Below are 19,774 nucleotides of genomic sequence, written 5' to 3' on the forward strand. Positions count from 1 at the left end.
ACGGCAAGCTGTCCTGACAGCCTGATGAAACGCCGTGATTGCGGGCACTTGCCCGCAATTTCACCCTTGTTCTTCCCGCTGCAATTTTCCGCGCAGGTGTTGCAAAATGACGCAGTTGCGCTAGCCTCTGCGACAGGGAGGACTACCAATGCAACACTTCAAGGTTGTGCCGCGTGCTGACGCGATCACTTCGGTATTGATCGTCGATGATCACCCGCTGTTCAGTGACGCTCTCGCTTCCGCGCTTGAGGGCATGTACCCCGATGCCGCCGTCCAGAAGGCACGCTCGCTGAAGGATTCTCTGAAAGCTCTGGACGATGGCTTCCAGCCCGATCTGGTGATGTTCGACCTGAAGCTGCCCGACGTGCAGGGCATTTCCGGCTTTGTCACCATGAAGGCCCGATTGCCTGACACGCCGATCCTCGTGATTTCCTCGCTGACCTCGCGCGCGCTGGTGCACGCGCTGATGGACGAGGGCGCATCGGGCTTCGTGACAAAGGACACACCGGTGGAGGACCTGCGCGAGGTGCTGGCCCAGATCGTGCGCGGTCGAAAGTTCGTGCCGACGGAGTACCAGCAGAACGGCCCGCAGTGCACGCCGGACGCGGCGCAGGACGATATCAACCACAAGCTCGCTGCGCTCACGCCGCAGCAGAAGAAGGTGGTCAAACTGATATGCGCGGGCAAGCCCAACAAACAGATCGCCTACGAATTGCAATTGGCGGAGGCCACGGTGAAGGCGCATATCACAGCGCTGTTGCGGCGGCTTGGGGCGCAGAACCGTACCCAGGCGGCGCTGATGATCGAAGCAGCCAACGCCCGGACGCCCGCCGGCATGGACGAGCCCGAGGCGCACAGCTTCCTGTGCCATTGAACCCTTCATCCCCGCCTCTCGCAGCCAAGGGCCGGTCCAATGCGTGACGATCTGGAAAACGGACTGCCGACCTGTGTGTCGGTGGCCTTTTCCGCCGACCCTGACAGCGAAACGGCCGCACGGGAGGCGGCGGCGGGCATCCAGCTGGACGACACATGTTTTATTCTGGCGCTCCTGCCTGCCGCTCTTGACCCCGGCACGGTGGCGCGGGTCTTTTCGGAAATGCTCGACACTGTGCCCGTCTTTGGTTGCACCACGGCGGGGCAGATCACGCCCAACGGCTACGAGACCGACGCGCTGCTGCTGATCGCCTTTCGCCGCGAGCATTTCCGCTGTGCCTCCACCCTGATCGCGCCGTTGAAGCCGATGGGTATCGCGGGGATCGCCGACACCATGGCACGCGCCAATAGCCGCTTCATCCATACCGCAGGCTGGAACCGATTGGCGCTGGTCTTTGCCGACGGGCTGTCGAAACAGGAGGACCTGCTGGCCTCTGTTCTGGAATCCGTGCTGGAGGGGGTGCCGGTCTTTGGCGGGTCCGCGGGCGACGGGCTGGCGTTCGAGCGTACGCTGATCCTGCACAACGGCACGTTTCACGACAATGTGGCGCTGGTGCTGCTGATCGAAACCGACCTGTATTTCGAGGGCCTGAGTTTTGACCACTTCCTGCCGGAGGGGCACGAACTGGTCGTGACGGAGGCCAATACCGAAGAACGCGAGGTCACGGAGATCAACGGCGCACCGGCGGCAAAGGAATACGCCCGCCTCGTCGGCTGCACCGTGGCGGATCTGACCCCGCAGGTCTTCGCCGAGAACCCCATGCTGGTCTGCCACAAGCAAAACCACTACGTCCGCGCCGTGTCAGAGCTCAAACCGCCGCATACTCTGGGGTTTCTCGCCGCCATCGACGACGGGCTGATCATGGTGCTGGGGCGCGGCAAGGCGATTATCGAAACGCTTGAGGCCGAACTGAACACCCGCGACGTCACCGGCGCGCGGCCCGATTTCATCCTCGGTTTCGACTGTGTGCTGCGCAAACTGGAGATCGAGGAGAAGAACCTCGGCGCGCAGGTCTCCGATATTTTTCGCCGCCGCCGCGTTCTGGGTTTCAACACCTACGGCGAACAGCACTGCGGCCTGCATATGAACCAGACCTTTGTCGGCGTGGCCTTCTACACCCGACCGCGCGGCGGTCTCTACTGAAAGGCGAGGCGCAATGAACCTGATCGACCCGCTGGAACCGCCCGAACTGCAACTTTTGCGCCAGACCCGTATCATCGAGGCGCTGGTGCGCCGCGCCACCCGGCAGAACGAGGTCGGCCAGACCGCCTATTCCGCATTCCAGTCGGCCATCGAACTGCAAAGCCAGGTGGCGGCAAAGACCCGCGACCTCGAACGCGCCGCCGACGAACTGAAGAGTATCCGCACCGAACGCGAACGCACGCGCAAGAACCTCGACGAGGCGATGGCGGTGATGGGAGAGGGCTTCGCGCTCTTTACCGAGGGGCAGCTGGACATCTGCAACGACCTCTTTCAGCATCTTTTGCCGGACGTGGCGGGCGAGGTGGTGCAGGGGCTGCCATTGCCCGATTATTTCGATCTCATGGGGCGTTCTCGCCACGTGATCTCGACCGACCGGCAGATCAGCGCGGGGGCGCGGGGGGCACCTTCGGCATCCTCGGTGATCGAACTGACGGAGGACCGCTGGTATCAGCTATCGTTGCAGCGCACCTCGCTCGACAACACGGTGCTGCTGCTGACTGACATCACTGCCATCGTGCGGCAGAACCGCTCCGAAAAGGAGCATCTGATCGACCGGCAGGCGGATTATCTGCAGGCGGTATTTGACAACATGACCTCCGGGGTCTGCTCGTTCTCCGGCGACGGCGATCTGGTGATGCACAACCAGCAGTTCCGGCAGCTGACCGGTTTGCCGATGACGGCGCTGCAAAAGGGCATGACGCTGACGCGGCTTTTGCACCTGATGACCATCCGCGGCTTCATTTCTGATCATACGCTGCTGGAAGTGGACGAGTGGCGCCGGGAACTGATGCGGCAAGGTCGGCTCCGGCGGCAGGTGCGGTCGCGGGCGGAACAGGTCATCGACCTGCAAGCGAACCGGATGCCGGACGGCGGATTCCTTGTGGAACTGAAGGACGTCACGCTGGAGATCCGGGCCACAGAGACGCTGGAAAAACGGGTGAAAGAGCGCACCTCCGAACTGACAGACGCCAACGCCCGGCTGACCGAGCAATACGAGGAAAAGGCACGGGTGGAGGAAGAGCTGCGTGTCGCCAAGGAACGTGCGGAAGCGGCGGTGTCATCCAAGACCCGTTTCCTCGCTGCCGCCAGCCACGACCTGCTGCAACCGATCAACGCGGCAAAACTGCTGCTTGCCACTTTGCAGACCAACGCCGCGCAAACGGAGCACGCGCCGATGGTGGGGCGGCTGAAGGGCGCCTTCACCTCCATCGAGCAACTGCTGCACGCTCTTCTGGATATCTCGCGGCTGGATTCGGCAGACCGCGATACGGTCAGCCCCTCCACGCTCTCGTTGGGGGCCATCATGCGCAGCGTCTACGAGGATCAGACGCCGCTGGCGGAGGAACGCGGCGTGCGTCTGCAGGTTTCGCCCTGCTCGGCCTTCGTGCGGTCGGACCCGGTGTACCTGCTGCGCTCCGTGCAGAACCTGGTGGTGAATGCGATCCAGTATACGCCCGGGGGCGGGCGGGTACTGCTCGGGTGCCGCCGCAAGGCAGGCCGCATCGTGCTGCAGGTATGGGACACCGGCATCGGCATCGGTGCGGAGGATCAGACCCGCATTTTCGAGGAGTTCGCCCGTGCCGGAAATGTGACGCCGGGCTCGGGTGTGGGTCTTGGCCTGTCCATTGTGGAACGCACCTGCCGCCATCTCGGGCACCGGCTCTGGATGTCGTCCGAGATCGGCGTCGGCTCCGTTTTCTGCATCGAGTTCGACGAGGTACAGCAGGAGCTGCCGCTCGACACCGCCCCTGCGCTGCCGCAGGCGGGCGAATCGCTGGAGAACTGCATCGCGCTGGTGGTGGAGAACGACGAGGACGTGCTTTATGCCACCTGCCAGACGCTGGAGACATGGGGTGCCTCGGTGTTGGCGGCGAAGTCGACGCAAGAGGCGCTGGCCCACATGGCGGACATGGGAATGCCGCCCGATATCCTGCTGGTTGACTACCAGCTGAACGGCGACGACACCGGTCTGCGCACCATCGAAGCGATCCGGCGCGACAGCGCGACCCACGTCCCCGCCATCATGATCACCGCTGACCGGCGCGAACGTCTGCTGCGGGCGGGGGCCGAGCAGGATTTCGCCGTCATGACGAAGCCGGTGCAGGTTTCCCGCCTGCGCCCGCTGATCGAATGGAAACTGCGGGCGCGGCAGGAGTCTGGGCAGAAGTCGGGGCCGAACTCAGGGCCAGGATCTGGACCTGCGCCGAAAGTCTTTGGTGACAGTCCCGGGCCGGTCGCTAGTCTCGGCTGAGGGAGGACCATCACCATGCGCAACACCCTGATCGCAGCCCTTTTCCTAGCCATTCCGCTGACCCCGGCACTGGCGGCGGAACAGTTGGACGGCAAAGCGACTTATGACCTGCTTTTCCGAGAGCACACGCTCGACGACGTGGAGCCGGGGCAGACGCTGACCTACACGCGGGCCGTTTCGAACACGCTGAATCCTGCGGCCGCCGAACGCGACAGCGGCCAGATCGAGATGAGCTTTGACAAGGAACGCGCCTTGATGGCCGTTCTGGAGCTGAAACGCGAGGACGACAAGCACCGGGGCCTGGGCAGGTTCCCGGCAAGTGTCGGCAACCCGATGATCATGTTCTTCTACGAAAGCGTCGTGCGCGACATGGCCGAATCGGCGGGCGGCAGCCCCTTTTACATCCGCAACCGCGTAAAGGACTCTCTGGTCAAATCCTCGGAGGTCATTGCGGGCGAGGCGGAAGTCGATGGCAAGGTCATACCGACCCAGAGCGTCACCCTCCGCCCCTTCGAAAACGACCCCAATGCCGACCGGATGAAAGGCTTCGACGAACTGGAGCTTGAGGTGGTCATGTCCGACGAGGTGCCCGGCTGGTACGTCAGTCTCACCGCCAGCGTCCCCGGCGAAGGCAAAGCACCCACTTACCTGTCAGAAATCGATTTCCGCGCGCTGGAGGCGGCGCAGTGAGTCGGCTCCCGGCAATACTTTGCGCGGCGCTGGCGTTGCCATTCTGCTTTCCCGGCATGGGGGTCGCGCAGGACGCGGCGCAACGTTACAACGACTACCCGACCTCGGCACGGGCGGATTACGTCTTTGCCTGCATGGCCACCAACGGGCGCTCGCGGCAGGTGCTGGAGAAATGCAGCTGCTCCATCGACGAAATCGCGGCCATCCTGCCCTACGAGAAGTATCTCGAGGCGGAAACCGTGCTGTCGATGCGCCGGGTGGGCGGTGAACGCATGGCGGTCTTCAACTCCGCTGCCGCTGCGGAGGCCTTTGTCGCCGACCTGCGCCGCGCGCAGGCCGAGGCCGAGGTGGTCTGTTTCTGACGACGGCCCCGAGGTCGCAAACGACCCCGGGCCGCTCATCCGCCTGCGGTTTTTGCGAGAACCTGTTCGAATCGGTTGCCTTCGGTGTCCGTCGCCACCACCCGCAGCGAGGGCGCGCCGTTGTCGGTGTAGCCGAAGCGGAACACGGGGTTTTCCGAAATGGAAATGCCGCCATCCATGGTGAACAGCATCTCGTCGCCCTGCCAGACCTCCATGTGGTCGATGAAATGCGCCGGGATGAACAGCTGCGTGACCTGATTGCGTTGCAGGCCTGAATAGTTGGGATGCCGCAGCATGATCTGCGCCTCGCGGCGTGCCATGGACTGTTGCGGCTCTGCTTCTCCGAACAGGCGGAGCTTCATCTGGCCCAACCCTGCCAGCGCCTGTTCCGGGTCGCGGGAGGCTGGGGCGGAACAGCCGCCCGACGCCTTCACATAGCGGCCCGTCATGAACAAACCGGCGGGTGTTTCAGTCAGCACCCGCACGTTGGAATACTGGTTCACGCGCACGCGCAGTTCGATATCAACCGGGGCCATGCCGGGTCCGAAGGTCAGGTCGGCGGCGACCGGGGCGGGGTTCTCGTCGATGATGACGGTGGCCTTCTTGATCGTCGCGTCGGCGTCCGTCTGGCGCAGGATCACCGGAACGGTGGCGGCGTCATGAGCGCGATAGGGCGCTTCGACGGCCAGCGGGCTGCCGACGTCCGAAATCGTCCGCTCTCCCACGACGTCGAAACGCAGGTCTTCCCAGGTTGGGCTTGGGGTCAGGGGGTTCTGCTCCGCCGCAAGGGCGGACGTGACGCCCAGCAGGGCGATTACCGCCACGGCACTCAGGGTGTGGGCCATGCTTGCTCCTCCTCGCACGGGTGTGGCGGGAGAATGCCATGAAAGAGCCACGCGTCCACATGCGTCATAAGTCGGTGTGGCGCGACGTCGGGCTTCTGCGAAGCTGGGGGCGGGGAGGAGCAAGCATGTTCGAGATGGTTGTGGCGCTCTGCATGGGCGCGGGCGAGGTTACCTGCCGGGAGGCGCTGCTGCCCGGTTTCGAGTCCGCGACAGAGGCCGCGTGCGGTGCGCAAACCCCCGTGATCCCGGCGTTTCTGGCCGGCACGCCGGTGGGGGCGCCGTTCTGTCGGGAGGTCGGCGGGACGCTGACCGTGCAGGAGGTCGCGCCCGGACTGTTCGTCCACGAAGGCCGCATCGAGGAGCCGGACCAGGCGAATCGCGGCGATGTTTCCAATCTCGCATTCGTGATCGGAGAGCGGTCCGTGGCCGTTATCGACAGCGGTTCCGCACGCTGGATCGGAGAATCGCTTTGGCGGGCGATCCGGGCGCGCACCGATCTGCCGGTGAGTCATGTCATCCTGACCCACATGCACCCCGATCACGTCTTTGGCGCCTCCGTTCTGGCGGAGGCGGGCGCGCGGGTCATGGGGCACGCGGGCCTGCCACGTGCGCTGCTGGACCGGGAGCAAAACTACCTAGAGAGCCTGCGCCGCCTGCTGGGCGATGAGGCCTTTGCCGGGACCATGCCGCCGCGAATCGACAGTACGGTGGCGCAGGAGACGACGATCGACCTTGGCGGGCGCGTTATGCGGCTGGTGCCACACGGCCCGGCGCATACCGGAGTGGACCTGAGCGTGGTGGACGAGGCCACCGGCACTCTGATCGCGGGCGACCTGCTTTTCCACCGCCATACACCCGCGCTGGACGGGTCGATCCGGGGCTGGCAGCGGGAGATTGCGGGATTGACCGACGAACCCTTTACCCGCGTGGTGCCGGGTCATGGCGCCGCGTCCCTACCGTGGCCGGAGGGCGCGGAGGCCCTGACGCGGTATCTCGATGCGCTTGCACACGACACGCGCGCCGCCATCGACGCGGGCGAACGGCTGGGCGCGGCAGTGGAGCAAATCGCAGAAAGCGAGCGCCCGTATTGGGTGTTGTTCGACGCCTACAATCCGCGCAACGCCACCGTGGCCTTTACCGAGCTGGAGTGGGAATAGTCATTCCGTGTGGGCCTGCAGCATCTGTGCAATGGCATAGAGCCGCTTTTCCAGCAGCACAGGCGTTTCACAAAGGTACTGAATGGACTGTTGCCGGTCGGTATAGATTGTCTGGTCCCAGTCCAGCTGCTCTTCCAGCGTATCGACCTTGTCGAAATCGGGGTCTTCTTTCGCCATCTCGGCATCCATCTCGACACGGGCGCCCTCGATCTTCTCCGACAGTGCGATCTGCGAAAGGGAGAAGTCCCCGATCCCTTCCATGATCCGTGACCGCCGGGTGGCGAGGCTGTGGAACACACCGTCGAAGACCAGCCCCATGAGGTCCGCGTCGCCAGCGTGCGCTTCGGCAAAGGCGGCGACCTCGGGTTCCAGCTCCTCCAGCGTCAGGCGTCGGATGGCCAGGGTCTCCGCCAGCGTAGTGACGGCGCGGCGGGTTGATTCGTCCTCCGGCCGGGACTGGGGGATCGGCGTGGGCCACATCAGCCCGGCGGACAGGTTTTCCACCTTGCGCTGGATGCAGGGCCAGGTCGGGTCGGCGTAATCGGCGGCCATGGCGGCAGGAGCCAGCCCGGCAATGAAAAGCGCTGCCAAACAGGCAAGAGGCTTGCGCGTTGTCATGAATTTTCCTCCCGTTTTTCGCAGGATGGCGGAGGGGGTCGCGCCTGTCCACGGTGATGGTATACCTCCGAATGCATCCGATGGTCTGCATTGTGCCAAGAGGTCGCAGGCTTTCATACTCACCGCAAACGCAGGCCCTGCAACAGGGGCCGAGGGAGGACATTTACTATGCGTACACGTGCCGCCGTGGCCCTCGAGGCCGGCAAACCCCTTGAAATCATGGAAGTCGAACTGGACGATCCGAAGGCCGGAGAAGTCCTTGTGGAGATCAAGGCCACGGGCCTGTGCCACACCGACGAATTCACCCGTTCAGGCGCCGACCCGGAGGGGCTTTTTCCCTGTATCCTCGGTCATGAAGGCGCTGGCGTCGTCGTGAAGGTCGGAGAAGGCGTCACCACCCTGAAGCCGGGCGACCACGTCATCCCGCTCTACACCCCCGAGTGCCGCGAGTGTCCGTCCTGCCTGTCGGGCAAGACCAACCTCTGCACCGCGATCCGCAATACCCAGGGCCAGGGCCTGATGCCCGACGGCACCACGCGTTTTCACATGCTCGATGGTACGCCGATTTACCACTACATGGGCTGCTCGACCTTCGCCAACCACACGGTGCTGCCGGAAATCGCGCTGGCCAAGGTGCGCGAGGACGCGCCCTTCGACAAGATCTGCTACATCGGCTGCGGCGTGACCACCGGGATCGGCGCCGTGATCAACACTGCGGGCGTGGAGATCGGATCGACGGCGGCGGTCTTCGGCCTCGGCGGCATCGGCCTGAACGTGATCCAGGGTCTGCGCATGGCGGGCTGCGACATGATCATCGGTGTCGACCTGAATGACGACAAGGCCGAGATGGCGAAGAAGTTCGGCATGACCCATTTCGTCAACCCCTCGAAGGTCGAGAACACAGTCCAGGAGATCGTGAACCTGACCAAGCGGGGCGCCGACCAGATCGGTGGCGTGGACTATTCCTTTGACGCCACGGGCAACGTTAAGGTCATGCGCGATGCGCTGGAGTGCTCGCACCGTGGCTGGGGCGTGTCGGTCATCATCGGCGTGGCGCCGGCGGGGGCGGAAATCTCCACCCGCCCGTTCCAGCTGGTCACGGGCCGTGTCTGGAAGGGCACCGCGTTCGGCGGCGCCAAGGGCCGCACCGACGTGCCGAAATTCGTCGAGTGGTACATGGACGGCAAGATCGAAATCGACTCGATGATCACGCACAAGCTGAAGCTCGAGGAGATCAACCACGGCTTCGACCTGATGCACGAAGGCAAGTCGATCCGCGCAGTCGTCGAGTTCTGAGGCGCGTGATGGAGACGGTTTCCGAAAATCGCTGTTTCGGCGGAGTGCAGGGGGTCTACAAGCACGACTCCAACACCTGCGGTTGCGAGATGACCTTTGCGGTCTACACGCCCCCGCAGGCGGAGGACGGCCCCGTGCCGGTGCTGTGGTATCTGTCGGGCCTGACCTGCACCCACGAGAACGCCATGACGAAGGCCGGTCTCCAGGAGCACGCCGCCCGCCACGGGCTGGCTATTGTCTATCCCGACACCTCGCCGCGCGGCGAGGGCGTCGCGGACGACGAGGCCTACGACCTTGGCAAGGGGGCGGGGTTCTACGTCAACGCCACCCGCGCACCGTGGAAGCCGCATTACCGCATGTACGACTATGTGGTGAGCGAGTTGCGCGACATTGTGGAAAAGGCCATGCCGGTTCAAACCGACCGGCACGGCATCACCGGCCATTCGATGGGCGGGCACGGTGCCCTGACCATCGCGATGCGCAACCCGGACCTCTTTGCCAGCCTTTCGGCATTCGCGCCGATCGCCAACCCGACGCAATCCGATTGGGGCCGCAAGCAGCTTTCCGCCTACCTCGGCGACGACGAAAGCGCGTGGTCGGACCATGATGCGACCTTGTTACTAGAGGACAGGGGCTGGAAAGGAGATATCTTGGTGGATCAGGGAGGGGCCGATCAGTTCCTTGAGCTGTTGAAGCCCGACGCCCTGGCGGGGATGATGACCCGCCGCCGCCAGCCCGGAACGTTCCGGATGCAGAAGGGATACGACCACTCGTACTTCTTTGTGAATTCGTTCGCCGGAGATCACGTTGCCTGGCACGCCGAGCGGCTCCAGTAGCAAACTCGAAATCAGAAGGTTCTGACATGCTCAAGAAAACACTCGCCACCGCACTTGTGACCCTGCTGCCCGTGATGGCGGCAGCCGAGAGCCACAGCATGGCAGGTGACGCAGAGGCGGGAGAGAAGGTCTTCCGCAAGTGCAAGGCCTGCCACCAGGTCGGCGAAGGCGCCGAGAACAAGACCGGTCCGGCGCTGAACGGCGTCGTGGGCCGGGTTATCGGCGGCCACGAGGATTTCAAGTATTCCAAGACTCTGCAGGAAATGGGCGAGGCCGGCGACACCTGGACGCCGGAGCACCTCGATGCTTTCCTGAAGAAGCCGAAGGATTTTGCAAAGGGCACGAAAATGGCCTTTGCCGGCCTGCGCAAGGATGAGGACCGCGCGGATGTGATCGCGTACCTCGCTACCTTCGAGGAATAAGGCCACAAGGATTGCCGCGGAGCCGGGAGGGAGACCCGACACCGCGGCGAGAACCGGCAAGGCCCCGCACGAAGCGGGGCCAGCCAGCAAGCGGCGCAAGCCGCGATCAACGGGAGGAAGATCATGCGATCGATCAAACTGATGACCTCGGGTCTCGCTCTCTGTGTCGCTAGCACGGCATGGGCGAACGACGACCTTACGTCAAAGATGGACGACCCCGCACAGTGGGTGATCCAGACCGGCGACTACGCCAACCAGCGCTACTCGGAACTCGACCAGATCAACAAGGACAACGTGAAGGACCTGCAGGTTGCATGGACCTTCTCGACCGGCGTCCTGCGCGGCCACGAAGGTTCGCCGCTGGTGATCGGCGACATCATGTATGTCCATACGCCGTTTCCGAACATCGTCTACGCCCTCGATCTGAATGACGATGGCAAGATCATCTGGAAATACGAGCCGAAGCAGGATCCGGACGTCATTCCGGTGATGTGCTGCGATACCGTGAACCGCGGCGTGGCCTATGCCGATGGCAAGATCTTCCTGCATCAGGCCGACACGAAGGTCGTCGCGCTCGACGCAATGACCGGCGAAGTGGCGTGGGAAGTCGTGAACGGCGATCCGGCCAAGGGCGAAACCAACACCGCCACCGTTCTTCCGGTGAAGGACAAGGTCATCGTCGGCATCTCGGGTGGTGAATTTGGTGTGCGCGGTTCCGTGACCGCCTACAACATCGCGGACGGTTCGCTGGCGTGGCGCGCCTACTCCATGGGCCCGGACGAGGACATCCTCGTGGACCCGGAGAACACCACGCACCTCGGCACCCCCGTTGGCGCTGACTCCGGCACCAACACCTGGGAAGGTGATCAGTGGATGATCGGCGGCGGCACCACCTGGGGCTGGTACTCGGCGGATCTCGAAGAGAACCTGATGTACTACGGCACGGGTAACCCTTCGACCTGGAACCCGGCGCAGCGTCCCGGCGACAACCGTTGGTCCATGACCATCATGGCGCGTGACATCGACACCGGCGAGGCCAAGTGGTTCTACCAGATGACGCCGCACGATGAGTGGGACTACGACGGCATCAACGAGATGATCCTGACCGATCAGGAGATCGACGGCCAGCCGCGCAAGCTGCTCACCCACTTCGACCGTAACGGTCTGGGCTACACCCTCGACCGCGTGACCGGCGAACTTCTGGTGGCGGACAAGTACGATCCGGCGGTGAACTGGACCACCGGCGTCGACATGGACCCGAACTCCGAAAACTACGGCCGTCCCGCCGTCGTCGCGGAGTACTCCACCGAGCAGAACGGCGAAGACGTGAACTCCACCGGCATCTGCCCGGCGGCGCTTGGTTCCAAGGACCAGCAGCCGGCGGCCTACAGCCCGAAGACGGAGATGTTCTACGTCCCGACCAACCACGTCTGCATGGACTACGAACCGTTCCGCGTGTCCTACACCGCCGGTCAGCCCTACGTCGGCGCGACCCTCGCGATGTACCCGGCACCGGACAGCCATGGTGGCATGGGTAACTTCATTGCCTGGGACAACATTGCCGGCGAAATCAAGTGGTCCATCCCGGAGCAGTTCTCCGTGTGGTCCGGCGCGCTGGCAACCGCGGGCGACATCGTGTTCTACGGCACGCTCGAAGGCTACCTGAAGGCAGTCGACTCCGAGACCGGCGATGAACTGTACAAGTTCAAGACCCCCTCGGGCATCATCGGCAACGTCATGACCTACCAGCATGAAGACAAGCAGTACATCGGTATCCTGTCGGGTATCGGCGGCTGGGCTGGTATCGGCCTCGCGGCTGGCCTGACCAACCCGAACGACGGTCTGGGCGCCGTGGGCGGCTACGCGGCCCTGAGCGACTACACCGCGCTCGGCGGTCAGCTGACCGTCTTCTCGCTCCCGAACTGAGCGGACGACGGCCGAGGCCCCCTGCCGGGGGCCTCGGATTGCCGGAAAACTCGGGTCCGATGCGCGCGTGCAGGGTGCGTCGGACCCTCTCCCTCCACTGCTCTCCGAAGAAGGTGAACGCCCATGATGCGCACCGCATCCCGTTTTTTCGTCGCCGCCGCCGTCGCCGTCCTGCCCGCCACAGCCATGGCGCAGGCCTGGAGCGACCAGCCCGTCGACCCCGCCCAGTATGAAGAACAGACCGCCGTCGCCTATGAAGAGGACGGTCGCTACTACAATGCCGACGATGTCGTGACATTCAACGTTGCCGAGGACGGCACCGTTGACTGGCTGACCTTCTCCGGTTTCCGCCGCTACCATTCCGAATGCCACGTCTGCCACGGCCCCGACGGCGAAGGCTCCACTTACGCGCCGAAGATCAAGAACTCCGCTGTGCACATGGGCTACTACGACTTCTTCGACGTGGTGGTGAACGGTCGCCAGAACGGCAATTCCGTCATGCCGCACTTCGGCGAGAACAAGAACGTCATGTGTTACCTCGACGATATCTATGTGTACCTCGAGGCGCGCGGCATGGACGCGATTGCGCGCGGCCGCCCCGCCAAGAAGGAGGCCAAGTCCGATGCCGAGCGCGAGCGCGAAGATGCCTGCATGGGGTGAAAAGACCCGAGGGCTGACCGCGGGTCTGGGAGCACTGCTCCTGGGCCTGCTGCCGCTCGCGGCGGGGGCACAGACCTCGGACCTCGTTTCCACCCATGCACTACGGGTGTGCATGGACCCGGCCAATCTCCCGATGTCCTCCAAGGACGGCACGGGATACGAGAACAAGCTGGCCGAGCTGGTGGCGGACAAGCTCGGACTGCCTGTGCAGTACACCTGGTACCCGATGGCCACCGGCTTTATCCGCAACACTCTGAAGGCCAAGAAATGCGATCTGGTCATCGGATATGCGCAGGGTCATGAGCTGGTGCTCAACACGAACCACTACATGACTTCGACTTATGTGCTGATCGTTCCGGCGGATGGCGATCTGGCTGGCGTTGCGGATCTTGGCGATCCGGCTCTGAAGGGCAAGCGCCTCGGCATCATCGCGGGATCACCCCCGGCGACGCACATGGCACGCAACGGGCTGATCGGAAAGGCCAAGGCCTACGCGCTGGTTGTCGACCGCCGCTATGAAAGCCCGGCGCTGAACATGCTCGACGACCTGGACAAAGGCGAGATCGACGCCGCCGTTCTCTGGGGCCCGATCGGCGGCCCGCTGGTCAAACAGTCGCATCCGGATCTGACGGTCATTCCGTTGCTGGGCGATGGCCTGCCGCCGAAGATGTTCTATCGTATCACCATGGGCGTGCGGCAGGGCGAGAAAGTCTGGCAGCGCAAACTGAATTCGCTCATCCGTCGCAACCAGGACGAGATCAACGCCATCCTGTCGGAGGCGGGTGTGCCTCTGGTCAACGACATGGGCGATGCCATGTTGGACCTCGGGCAATGAGCCGGCCCGGCCTCCGGAGGGGAGGCCGAGTGGCCGCGCTGATCTACGCATTTTTTTCCTTTGCCGTACCGCTGTCTGCGCAGGCACCTGAACCCGACGGCTACCGCATGGACGAATACCGTGGCCTTGTGCCCGCTACCGTCAAGGGTGGCACGGTGGTTGGCCCCGAGGAGGCGTACCGGCTCTGGCAGGGCGGCGCCGCCTTTATCGACGTTATGCCGCAGGCGCCGAAGCCAGCGGACCTTCCCGAGGGCACCATCTGGCGAGACAAGCCGCGCGATTCGATTCCAGGTGCCCTTTGGCTGCCGAACGTCGGCTACGGTGCAATCGCAGAGGTCACGGCGGAGTATTTCCGGCGCGGACTGAGGCAGGCCACGAAAGACGATCCCTCGCACCCGGTGGTCTTCTTCTGTCTTGAGGATTGCTGGATGAGCTGGAACGCCGCCAAACGCGCCGCCGAATGGGGCTACGATACGGTCTACTGGCTGCCCGAAGGGACCGACGGATGGATGCTGTGGGACTACCCGCTGGCACGCGTCACCCCGATGACCGGCCAGCCTCAGGCCGAGTAGGGCGCGCTGGCCGCTTTTTGCCTGCGAAGGCACCGACTCCGGAGCATCAGAATCCTGCGACATCCTGATGCGCGGTCGTCACCGTGCCGTCCGTGTCGGTCATCGTCACATCGACGGAGCGCGTACTGCCCGGTACGGACATGCCCAGACGAGGGTTTTCCGACAGCGAAATGGAGCCGGTCACACCCACGTATCCAGCGCCATCCAGGTCGATCTGAACGTCCCCCACATAGCGCATGGGGATGTATAGCAGCGTGATCTGGTCCATCTGCATCCCGGAGTGCGAGGGATGCTGTATGTCCACGTCCAGCCTGCGGTGCCGGTCGGCCAGCGCGGCGAGCCTGCCCGAGGCGGAGCCGGGACCCGGCGCCGTGCCGGGAAGCAAGTCGGTGACTTCCAGCGCTATCCGCCCCAAGCTGGCCAGTGCCTCCGCCGGGTCGGTTCCGGGGGGCGCCGCGCACGCGCCCTGACCGGAGGTCTTCACAAACCCTTCTGCCATCCAGAGCCGCCCGTCGGTCGTTTCGGCCACGACATGCAGTGGCGTCGGGCCGTTCACACGCATCGTCACGTCAAAGAAGAAGGACCGCTGCGGATTTTCCAGCGTGAAGATCGCGGAGACCGGCATCGGGTTCTCGTCGAGCACAAGTGTCACTTCGCCGAGCGTCAGCCCGTCCGGTGCGCGGACCATGGCGGCCACCTGGGTGCGCGAATCGTTCTGCGTCCGATAGGGCGCGTCGATGGCGATGACCTGGCTACCATCGAGCAGCGCGCGGTCGGGCCAGATCTGGGGAACGAGTTCGTCCCAGGTTTCACCCGCGAGGGCGGGCAGGGCGGTGGTGCAGAGTAGCAGGCAGAGGTGTTTCATGGCAGTCCTCCGGCGATGAATGGACCGAAGGCGCGGGGGCCGTCGGCGGTCTCGATGATGCCCGTAACCGTCAAGGCCAGGGGGTCAATCAGGGTGACGCTGTTCTCGAACCAGTTGGCGACGACCACGGTCGTGCCGTCAGGTGTGACGTCGATGCCTTCGGGGTATTCACCGACCTCGATTGTCGTCAGAGGGTTTAGCGTAGCCAGATCGATGACAGAGACGGTGTTGGCATACTGGTTGGTGACGAAAGCCCGGCCTTGCGCGAAGGCCACGCCATAGGGGCGTTCGCCCACCCGGATGGTGGCGGTGACGTGCGCTGCTTCGGTGTCGATGACCGAGACATCGTTCGATCCGACGTTACCGACGAACAATCGGCCATCGGGGGCGAATTGCAGACCAAAGGGACGCTCCCCCACCGGAATACGCGCGGCAAGGGTGGCGGTTTCGGCATGAAAAAGGCTGATCTGATCCGCATCCTTGTCGGCGGAGGCAAGCCATCTACCATCATCCGACAGCGCCAACCCGGCGGGGGTAGCGCCGGTTTCCATCGACTTCACCGGCTCCAGATCGACACTCAGCGCCCAGATGCGATGGTTGAACCAGTCGGAGACGTAGACCCGCCCGCGCATCTCGTCCACGACGATACCGATTGGTCCGCCGTCCAGCGTAACCTGAGCCGCCACAGTTCCGTCTGGGTCAAAGCGGCGTACTGTCTTGTCCTCGGGCGAGACCGTGTAGACGCCCGCCCTCGTCCAGGCAACGCCAGCGGGGTTTCCGGGGACGTCCCAGCGGGCGGTTTCCTGCCCGCTCGACAAGTCCAGTACGCTCAGCGCGTTGCCATTCTGGCAAGTGACGTAAGCGAGCGGAAGGTCCCCCGCCGCCAGCGGTCCGGCGGCGAGACAGAGTGTCAGGAGAAGATCACGCGCCCGGCGCACCGAACTTCTCGACCAGCGCATCAAGGCCCGCCTGATAAACGTCGGTAACAGCGGCGATGGCCGTCTCGTCGTTCAGTTCGGGCGGCGGGTCGTTGTTCGGGTAGCCACGGTAGAAGGCGCCCCGCCATTCCACGATGGATCCGCCGCCGTCGCGCGGCTTGACCGTCAGGTGCGACGAATAGTTGGTGACCGGCAACACCTCCACATTGTCTTCGCGGATGCGGTAGGAATAGGTCATCTTGTCGGCGCTGTACTTGTACAGCACTTCCTTCAGCAGCGGTCCCTCGGCGCCCTTGTCGGACAGGTAGAGGTCACGCGTGGCGTCGATCTCGTTGCCGTTCTCGCCGGTGGAGGAGATCACCGCCGGGTGCCATGACATGTCCTGGAAATCGCCTACGGCGGCCCAGACATCGGCAGGCTCGGCGGCAAGTTCGGTGGTCAGCGTCACCTTCTGGCGCGACGGACCGTGCGCCAGCGCGACGCTGGGCAAGGCCAGGGCCGCCCCGGCCAGTATCAGGAATTCGCGTCTTCTCATGGTTTCTCCCCATTGAAAAAGGCTGTTTTCAGGATGTAGCGCATGCCGCGCGTCCAGGCCTCATCGGTGTTCGACCGGATATCGACCACGCGGCCCTTCACGGTTTCGCCGGTCGCGGCATCACGCAATTGCAGGTTCATGGTCAGGATCAGGTTCGAGATCTTCTGCACTTCGCCAACCAGCGCGTAGTCCGCGCCCAGCTTTGTCGCCATGCGGGTGTCGCATCCGTAACATTTGGCCGGGTTCACCACGCGGTCAAGCTCCGCCTGCACCGGGGCGAGGCCAACCAGCGTATAGCCGCCCTCCACGAACCGCTCGCGTACCATTGCCTCCAATCGGCGCAGACGCTCCAGTTCCGCCGGATCCTGCCCCTGCGTTGTGGTCTGCAGGGAATCGTCCAGCAGGTGCAGCCCGAAGAAGGCCACCGTTCCCAGCGGTTCCGCCCCGGCGGCGAAAGGCGCGGCCAAGGTGGCGAAAGCAAAGGCAAGAACGAGGCGCATGAACCCTTCTTAGAAATTAAGACTCGTTGAACATCGTGGCTGGGTTACGCTGAAATGCGCAACACGATCAAAGGTATCGGTTGCAGGCTATGCGCGTTCTGCAAGGCTCCGCCGAAGGGGGTCCGGTTCGCGAACAAGGGCCACGGGAGGAAGATTTGAAACGTTTGCTGGCACCGCTCCTGGCGGTTCTTATCACCATGATTGCCGCCGGGCAGGGCGCTGCGCTGGATGTGCGGGCCGCCGTCCTGCGGGTGGACTACCAGAAGCTGCTGCCGATATCGCGCTATGATCTGCGGACGGAGGATGCCGGTTTCGCCGGGGCCGTCCTGGCGGATGAGGACAACAACACCACCGGCAGGTTCCTCGGCAACACATTCGAAACGCGTACCGTTGCCGTCCCGCCCGAAGAGGCTGATGCCGCGATGAATCAGTTGCTGGCGGACGGAATCCGGATGATCGTGGTGATGGCGGAGGACGAAGACCTTCTACGCCTGACAGCAAAGGCGGCAAGCGCCGACGCGCTCGTCCTGAATGCCACCGCCGCCGGAACCGACCTGCGTGATCAGGCCTGCAACGCGAATCTGCTGCATATCTCGCCGTCGAACCAGATGATGACTGACGCCGTCGCGCAATTCGCCGTCTGGAAGAAGTGGACCCGCTGGTTCCTGATTTCCGGCTCCAACCCCGCCGACATCGCGCTGGCAGAGGCCTATCGCAGGTCGGCGAAGAAGTTTGGCGCGAAGATCACCGAGGACCGCAGCTTTGCCGATCCCGGCGGCACCCGGCGCACCGATACCGGCCACGTTCTGGTGCAGCGTCAACTGCCTGTGGATACGCAGGGGGCCTCCCGCCATGATGTGGTGATCGCCGCTGATGCCACGGATTATTTCGCCCGCTACCTGAGCTACAACCTGTGGGATCCGCGCCCGGTCTTGGGCTCAGGAGGACTGCGCCCTGTCACCTTCCACGCCGCACACGAAGCATGGGGCGCAACGCAGTACCAGACCCGTTTCGAGGCGCTCACTGGCCGCTACGTCAAGCCGGAGGATTACAACGTCTGGCTCGCCCTGCGTGTCATCGGTGAAGCCGTCACCCGCGCCGCGACCACCGACGCGCTGGAGATCCGCGACTATGCGCTGTCGCCCGCTTTCGAGCTTGCCGCCTTCAAGGGGCAGGCGGTGACCTTCCGCCCGTGGAATGGTCAGCTGCGCCAACCCGTGATCCTGTACGATGGGATGATCACCGTTTCCGTCTCGCCGCAGGACGGGTTCCTGCACCAGACATCGGCATTGGACTCGCTGGGGCTGGATCGACCGGAATCCGCCTGCAAGGCCTTTGAATGAGGATCGCCATGAAGACACTTCTGCTGACCACCGCGCTGGCCTGTTGCGCGCTTCCGGCGCTGGCCGGGAAGGCCTTTGTCACCAATGAGCGCGGCAATACCGTGACGGTCATCGACACCGACAGCTGGGAAGTCACGGACGAGTTCTTCGCCGGAAACCGACCGCGCGGGGTGACGGTCTCTCCGGATGGTGCGCTGCTGTATGTGGCGGCCTCCGACGACAGCCTCGTTCGGGTCTTCGACACCGCTACCCACAAGGAGGTCTTCACGCTGCCCTCCGGCCCCGATCCGGAGCTCTTCGTGCTCGATCATTCCGGCAATCCGCTGTTCATTGCGAATGAGGACGACAACCTTGTGACCGTCACTGACACGGAGAAGCACGTCATCCTCGCGGAGGTCCCGGTAGGCGTCGAACCGGAAGGCATGGCGATTTCACCCGATGGCAAATTCGTGGTGAACACCTCTGAAACCACCAACATGGCGCATTTCATCTCTACCGAGGATTATGAGATCAAGTACAACGTGCTGGTGGACCAGCGCCCGCGCTACGCCCGCTACACCGACGACGGCAAGCGGCTGTTCGTCTCGTCGGAGATCGGTGGCACCGTGTCAGTCATGGACATCGCCGAGAGCGGCGAACCGACGCTGGTAAAGAAGATCGGCTTCGAGGTGCCGGGCGTGTTGCCCGAATGGTTGCAGCCGGTCGGGGTCAAGGTCACGCCTGACGGCAGTCGGATCTTCGTCGCACTGGGACCTGCGAACCGGGTGGCGGTGATCGACGGCGAGACTCTCGAGGTCGAAAAATACATCATGGTGGGTCAGCGCGTCTGGCAACTGCAGTTCACGCCGGACTTTCAGTATCTGCTGACCACGAACGGCAATTCCAACGACATCACCGTGATCGAGGTGGCAAAGGAAAAGGCGATCAAGTCCATTCCCGTGGGGCAGCAGCCCTGGGGCGTGGCAGTGATCGAGTGAGGGGGAATA

21 protein-coding genes are annotated in these 19,774 nt (G+C 63.8%); 15 read left to right on the forward strand and 6 right to left on the reverse strand.

The features are described 5' to 3' along the window. The first annotated feature begins 148 nt into the window (after nucleotides 1-148). The 5 genes from J5474_RS19660 to J5474_RS19680 are packed head-to-tail and all read left to right on the forward strand — an operon-like array spanning nucleotide 149 to nucleotide 5,440. Nucleotides 149-874, forward strand: coding sequence for a response regulator (locus J5474_RS19660; protein ID WP_209363276.1), 726 nt, complete (start codon nucleotides 149-151; stop codon nucleotides 872-874). A gap of 39 nt (nucleotides 875-913) precedes the next feature. Beyond that, entirely contained in the window at nucleotides 914-2,077 is a 1,164-nt protein-coding gene (locus J5474_RS19665) for an FIST N-terminal domain-containing protein (protein ID WP_209363278.1), read from the forward strand. A gap of 13 nt (nucleotides 2,078-2,090) precedes the next feature. Further along, the gene (locus tag J5474_RS19670) at nucleotides 2,091-4,388 is read left to right on the forward strand and encodes a PAS-domain containing protein (RefSeq protein WP_209363280.1); all 2,298 of its coding nucleotides are present in this window, start codon (nucleotides 2,091-2,093) and stop codon (nucleotides 4,386-4,388) included. A 15-nt stretch (nucleotides 4,389-4,403) separates the two neighbouring features. Then, nucleotides 4,404-5,078, forward strand: coding sequence for a hypothetical protein (locus J5474_RS19675; RefSeq protein ID WP_209363282.1), 675 nt, complete (start codon nucleotides 4,404-4,406; stop codon nucleotides 5,076-5,078). 56 nt (nucleotides 5,079-5,134) lie between these two features. Further along, nucleotides 5,135-5,440: a hypothetical protein gene (locus J5474_RS19680; RefSeq protein ID WP_209363409.1), complete on the forward strand. Its 306-nt coding sequence runs from the start codon at nucleotides 5,135-5,137 to the stop codon at nucleotides 5,438-5,440. A 35-nt stretch (nucleotides 5,441-5,475) separates the two neighbouring features. On the opposite strand, the gene J5474_RS19685 is transcribed toward J5474_RS19680, so the two are convergent. Next, entirely contained in the window at nucleotides 5,476-6,285 is an 810-nt protein-coding gene (locus J5474_RS19685; protein WP_209363284.1) for a quinoprotein dehydrogenase-associated SoxYZ-like carrier, read from the reverse strand. Nucleotides 6,286-6,410: 125 nt separating this feature from the next. Between J5474_RS19685 and J5474_RS19690 the strand changes: the two genes are divergently transcribed. Continuing rightward, on the forward strand, nucleotides 6,411-7,442 hold the full coding sequence (locus J5474_RS19690) for a quinoprotein relay system zinc metallohydrolase 2 (RefSeq protein WP_209363287.1): 1,032 nt from the start codon (nucleotides 6,411-6,413) through the stop codon (nucleotides 7,440-7,442). Here the strand turns inward: J5474_RS19690 and J5474_RS19695 are convergent, their stop codons facing one another. Next, nucleotides 7,443-8,060 (reverse strand): hypothetical protein, encoded by a 618-nt coding sequence (locus J5474_RS19695; protein ID WP_209363290.1) that lies wholly within the window; start codon nucleotides 8,058-8,060, stop codon nucleotides 7,443-7,445. 168 nt (nucleotides 8,061-8,228) lie between these two features. Here J5474_RS19695 and J5474_RS19700 point away from each other — a divergent pair, with 168 nt between their 5' ends. From J5474_RS19700 to J5474_RS19730, 7 genes are all read left to right on the forward strand, one after another. Beyond that, nucleotides 8,229-9,356: an S-(hydroxymethyl)glutathione dehydrogenase/class III alcohol dehydrogenase gene (locus J5474_RS19700; protein WP_209363292.1), complete on the forward strand. Its 1,128-nt coding sequence runs from the start codon at nucleotides 8,229-8,231 to the stop codon at nucleotides 9,354-9,356. Nucleotides 9,357-9,364: 8 nt separating this feature from the next. Continuing rightward, complete coding sequence (gene fghA / locus J5474_RS19705) at nucleotides 9,365-10,192, forward strand: S-formylglutathione hydrolase (protein WP_209363294.1); 828 nt, start codon at nucleotides 9,365-9,367, stop codon at nucleotides 10,190-10,192. A 26-nt stretch (nucleotides 10,193-10,218) separates the two neighbouring features. Next, nucleotides 10,219-10,614: a c-type cytochrome gene (locus J5474_RS19710; protein ID WP_209363296.1), complete on the forward strand. Its 396-nt coding sequence runs from the start codon at nucleotides 10,219-10,221 to the stop codon at nucleotides 10,612-10,614. A 123-nt stretch (nucleotides 10,615-10,737) separates the two neighbouring features. Further along, a complete protein-coding gene (locus J5474_RS19715) occupies nucleotides 10,738-12,540 on the forward strand; it encodes a methanol/ethanol family PQQ-dependent dehydrogenase (RefSeq protein ID WP_209363298.1) in 1,803 nt (600 codons plus the stop codon). A 126-nt stretch (nucleotides 12,541-12,666) separates the two neighbouring features. After that, on the forward strand, nucleotides 12,667-13,200 hold the full coding sequence (locus J5474_RS19720) for a c-type cytochrome, methanol metabolism-related (protein ID WP_425342904.1): 534 nt from the start codon (nucleotides 12,667-12,669) through the stop codon (nucleotides 13,198-13,200). Next, entirely contained in the window at nucleotides 13,184-14,035 is an 852-nt protein-coding gene (locus J5474_RS19725; protein ID WP_209363410.1) for a substrate-binding domain-containing protein, read from the forward strand. Before J5474_RS19720 ends, J5474_RS19725 begins: the two co-directional genes overlap by 17 nt. Continuing rightward, complete coding sequence (locus J5474_RS19730; RefSeq protein ID WP_209363303.1) at nucleotides 14,032-14,607, forward strand: PQQ-dependent catabolism-associated CXXCW motif protein; 576 nt, start codon at nucleotides 14,032-14,034, stop codon at nucleotides 14,605-14,607. The genes J5474_RS19725 and J5474_RS19730 overlap by 4 nt, the downstream gene beginning before the upstream one ends. A 46-nt stretch (nucleotides 14,608-14,653) precedes the next feature. On the opposite strand, the gene J5474_RS19735 is transcribed toward J5474_RS19730, so the two are convergent. Genes J5474_RS19735 through J5474_RS19750 form a run of 4 tightly spaced genes read right to left on the reverse strand, consistent with a single transcriptional unit; the run spans nucleotide 14,654 to nucleotide 17,445 of the window. Continuing rightward, nucleotides 14,654-15,472, reverse strand: a complete 819-nt coding sequence (locus J5474_RS19735; protein ID WP_209363305.1) for a quinoprotein dehydrogenase-associated SoxYZ-like carrier — start codon at nucleotides 15,470-15,472, stop codon at nucleotides 14,654-14,656. Continuing rightward, nucleotides 15,469-16,431, reverse strand: a complete 963-nt coding sequence (locus J5474_RS19740; RefSeq protein ID WP_209363306.1) for a YVTN family beta-propeller repeat protein — start codon at nucleotides 16,429-16,431, stop codon at nucleotides 15,469-15,471. Before J5474_RS19740 ends, J5474_RS19735 begins: the two co-directional genes overlap by 4 nt. Continuing rightward, the gene (locus J5474_RS19745) at nucleotides 16,394-16,945 is read right to left on the reverse strand and encodes an SRPBCC family protein (RefSeq protein WP_209363309.1); all 552 of its coding nucleotides are present in this window, start codon (nucleotides 16,943-16,945) and stop codon (nucleotides 16,394-16,396) included. The genes J5474_RS19740 and J5474_RS19745 overlap by 38 nt, the downstream gene beginning before the upstream one ends. Continuing rightward, nucleotides 16,942-17,445 (reverse strand): DUF3280 domain-containing protein, encoded by a 504-nt coding sequence (locus tag J5474_RS19750; protein ID WP_209363311.1) that lies wholly within the window; start codon nucleotides 17,443-17,445, stop codon nucleotides 16,942-16,944. The genes J5474_RS19745 and J5474_RS19750 overlap by 4 nt, the downstream gene beginning before the upstream one ends. Before the next feature lie 155 nt (nucleotides 17,446-17,600). Here J5474_RS19750 and J5474_RS19755 point away from each other — a divergent pair, with 155 nt between their 5' ends. Further along, nucleotides 17,601-18,788 (forward strand): ABC transporter substrate-binding protein, encoded by a 1,188-nt coding sequence (locus J5474_RS19755; RefSeq protein WP_245216601.1) that lies wholly within the window; start codon nucleotides 17,601-17,603, stop codon nucleotides 18,786-18,788. Between the two features lie 8 nt (nucleotides 18,789-18,796). Beyond that, nucleotides 18,797-19,765, forward strand: coding sequence for a YVTN family beta-propeller repeat protein (locus tag J5474_RS19760; RefSeq protein WP_209363313.1), 969 nt, complete (start codon nucleotides 18,797-18,799; stop codon nucleotides 19,763-19,765). The last annotated feature ends 9 nt before the right edge of the window (nucleotides 19,766-19,774 follow it).

It is taken from the genome of Sagittula salina (assembly GCF_017813235.1).
GTDB classification, from domain to species: domain Bacteria; phylum Pseudomonadota; class Alphaproteobacteria; order Rhodobacterales; family Rhodobacteraceae; genus Sagittula; species Sagittula salina.

Bases quoted from the DNA above. Each gene is read 5' to 3' on its own strand.
- J5474_RS19660 (WP_209363276.1), top strand. From the start codon at position 149: ATGCAACACTTCAAGGTTGTGCCGCGTGCTGACGCGATCACTTCGGTA.
- J5474_RS19665 (WP_209363278.1), top strand. From the start codon at position 914: ATGCGTGACGATCTGGAAAACGGACTGCCGACCTGTGTGTCGGTGGCC.
- J5474_RS19670 (WP_209363280.1), top strand. From the start codon at position 2,091: ATGAACCTGATCGACCCGCTGGAACCGCCCGAACTGCAACTTTTGCGC.
- J5474_RS19675 (WP_209363282.1), top strand. From the start codon at position 4,404: ATGCGCAACACCCTGATCGCAGCCCTTTTCCTAGCCATTCCGCTGACC.
- J5474_RS19680 (WP_209363409.1), top strand. From the start codon at position 5,135: ATGGGGGTCGCGCAGGACGCGGCGCAACGTTACAACGACTACCCGACC.
- J5474_RS19685 (WP_209363284.1), bottom strand. From the start codon at position 6,285: ATGGCCCACACCCTGAGTGCCGTGGCGGTAATCGCCCTGCTGGGCGTC.
- J5474_RS19690 (WP_209363287.1), top strand. From the start codon at position 6,411: ATGTTCGAGATGGTTGTGGCGCTCTGCATGGGCGCGGGCGAGGTTACC.
- J5474_RS19695 (WP_209363290.1), bottom strand. From the start codon at position 8,060: ATGACAACGCGCAAGCCTCTTGCCTGTTTGGCAGCGCTTTTCATTGCC.
- J5474_RS19700 (WP_209363292.1), top strand. From the start codon at position 8,229: ATGCGTACACGTGCCGCCGTGGCCCTCGAGGCCGGCAAACCCCTTGAA.
- fghA (WP_209363294.1), top strand. From the start codon at position 9,365: ATGGAGACGGTTTCCGAAAATCGCTGTTTCGGCGGAGTGCAGGGGGTC.
- J5474_RS19710 (WP_209363296.1), top strand. From the start codon at position 10,219: ATGCTCAAGAAAACACTCGCCACCGCACTTGTGACCCTGCTGCCCGTG.
- J5474_RS19715 (WP_209363298.1), top strand. From the start codon at position 10,738: ATGCGATCGATCAAACTGATGACCTCGGGTCTCGCTCTCTGTGTCGCT.
- J5474_RS19720 (WP_425342904.1), top strand. From the start codon at position 12,667: ATGCGCACCGCATCCCGTTTTTTCGTCGCCGCCGCCGTCGCCGTCCTG.
- J5474_RS19725 (WP_209363410.1), top strand. From the start codon at position 13,184: ATGCCTGCATGGGGTGAAAAGACCCGAGGGCTGACCGCGGGTCTGGGA.
- J5474_RS19730 (WP_209363303.1), top strand. From the start codon at position 14,032: ATGAGCCGGCCCGGCCTCCGGAGGGGAGGCCGAGTGGCCGCGCTGATC.
- J5474_RS19735 (WP_209363305.1), bottom strand. From the start codon at position 15,472: ATGAAACACCTCTGCCTGCTACTCTGCACCACCGCCCTGCCCGCCCTC.
- J5474_RS19740 (WP_209363306.1), bottom strand. From the start codon at position 16,431: ATGCGCTGGTCGAGAAGTTCGGTGCGCCGGGCGCGTGATCTTCTCCTG.
- J5474_RS19745 (WP_209363309.1), bottom strand. From the start codon at position 16,945: ATGAGAAGACGCGAATTCCTGATACTGGCCGGGGCGGCCCTGGCCTTG.
- J5474_RS19750 (WP_209363311.1), bottom strand. From the start codon at position 17,445: ATGCGCCTCGTTCTTGCCTTTGCTTTCGCCACCTTGGCCGCGCCTTTC.
- J5474_RS19760 (WP_209363313.1), top strand. From the start codon at position 18,797: ATGAAGACACTTCTGCTGACCACCGCGCTGGCCTGTTGCGCGCTTCCG.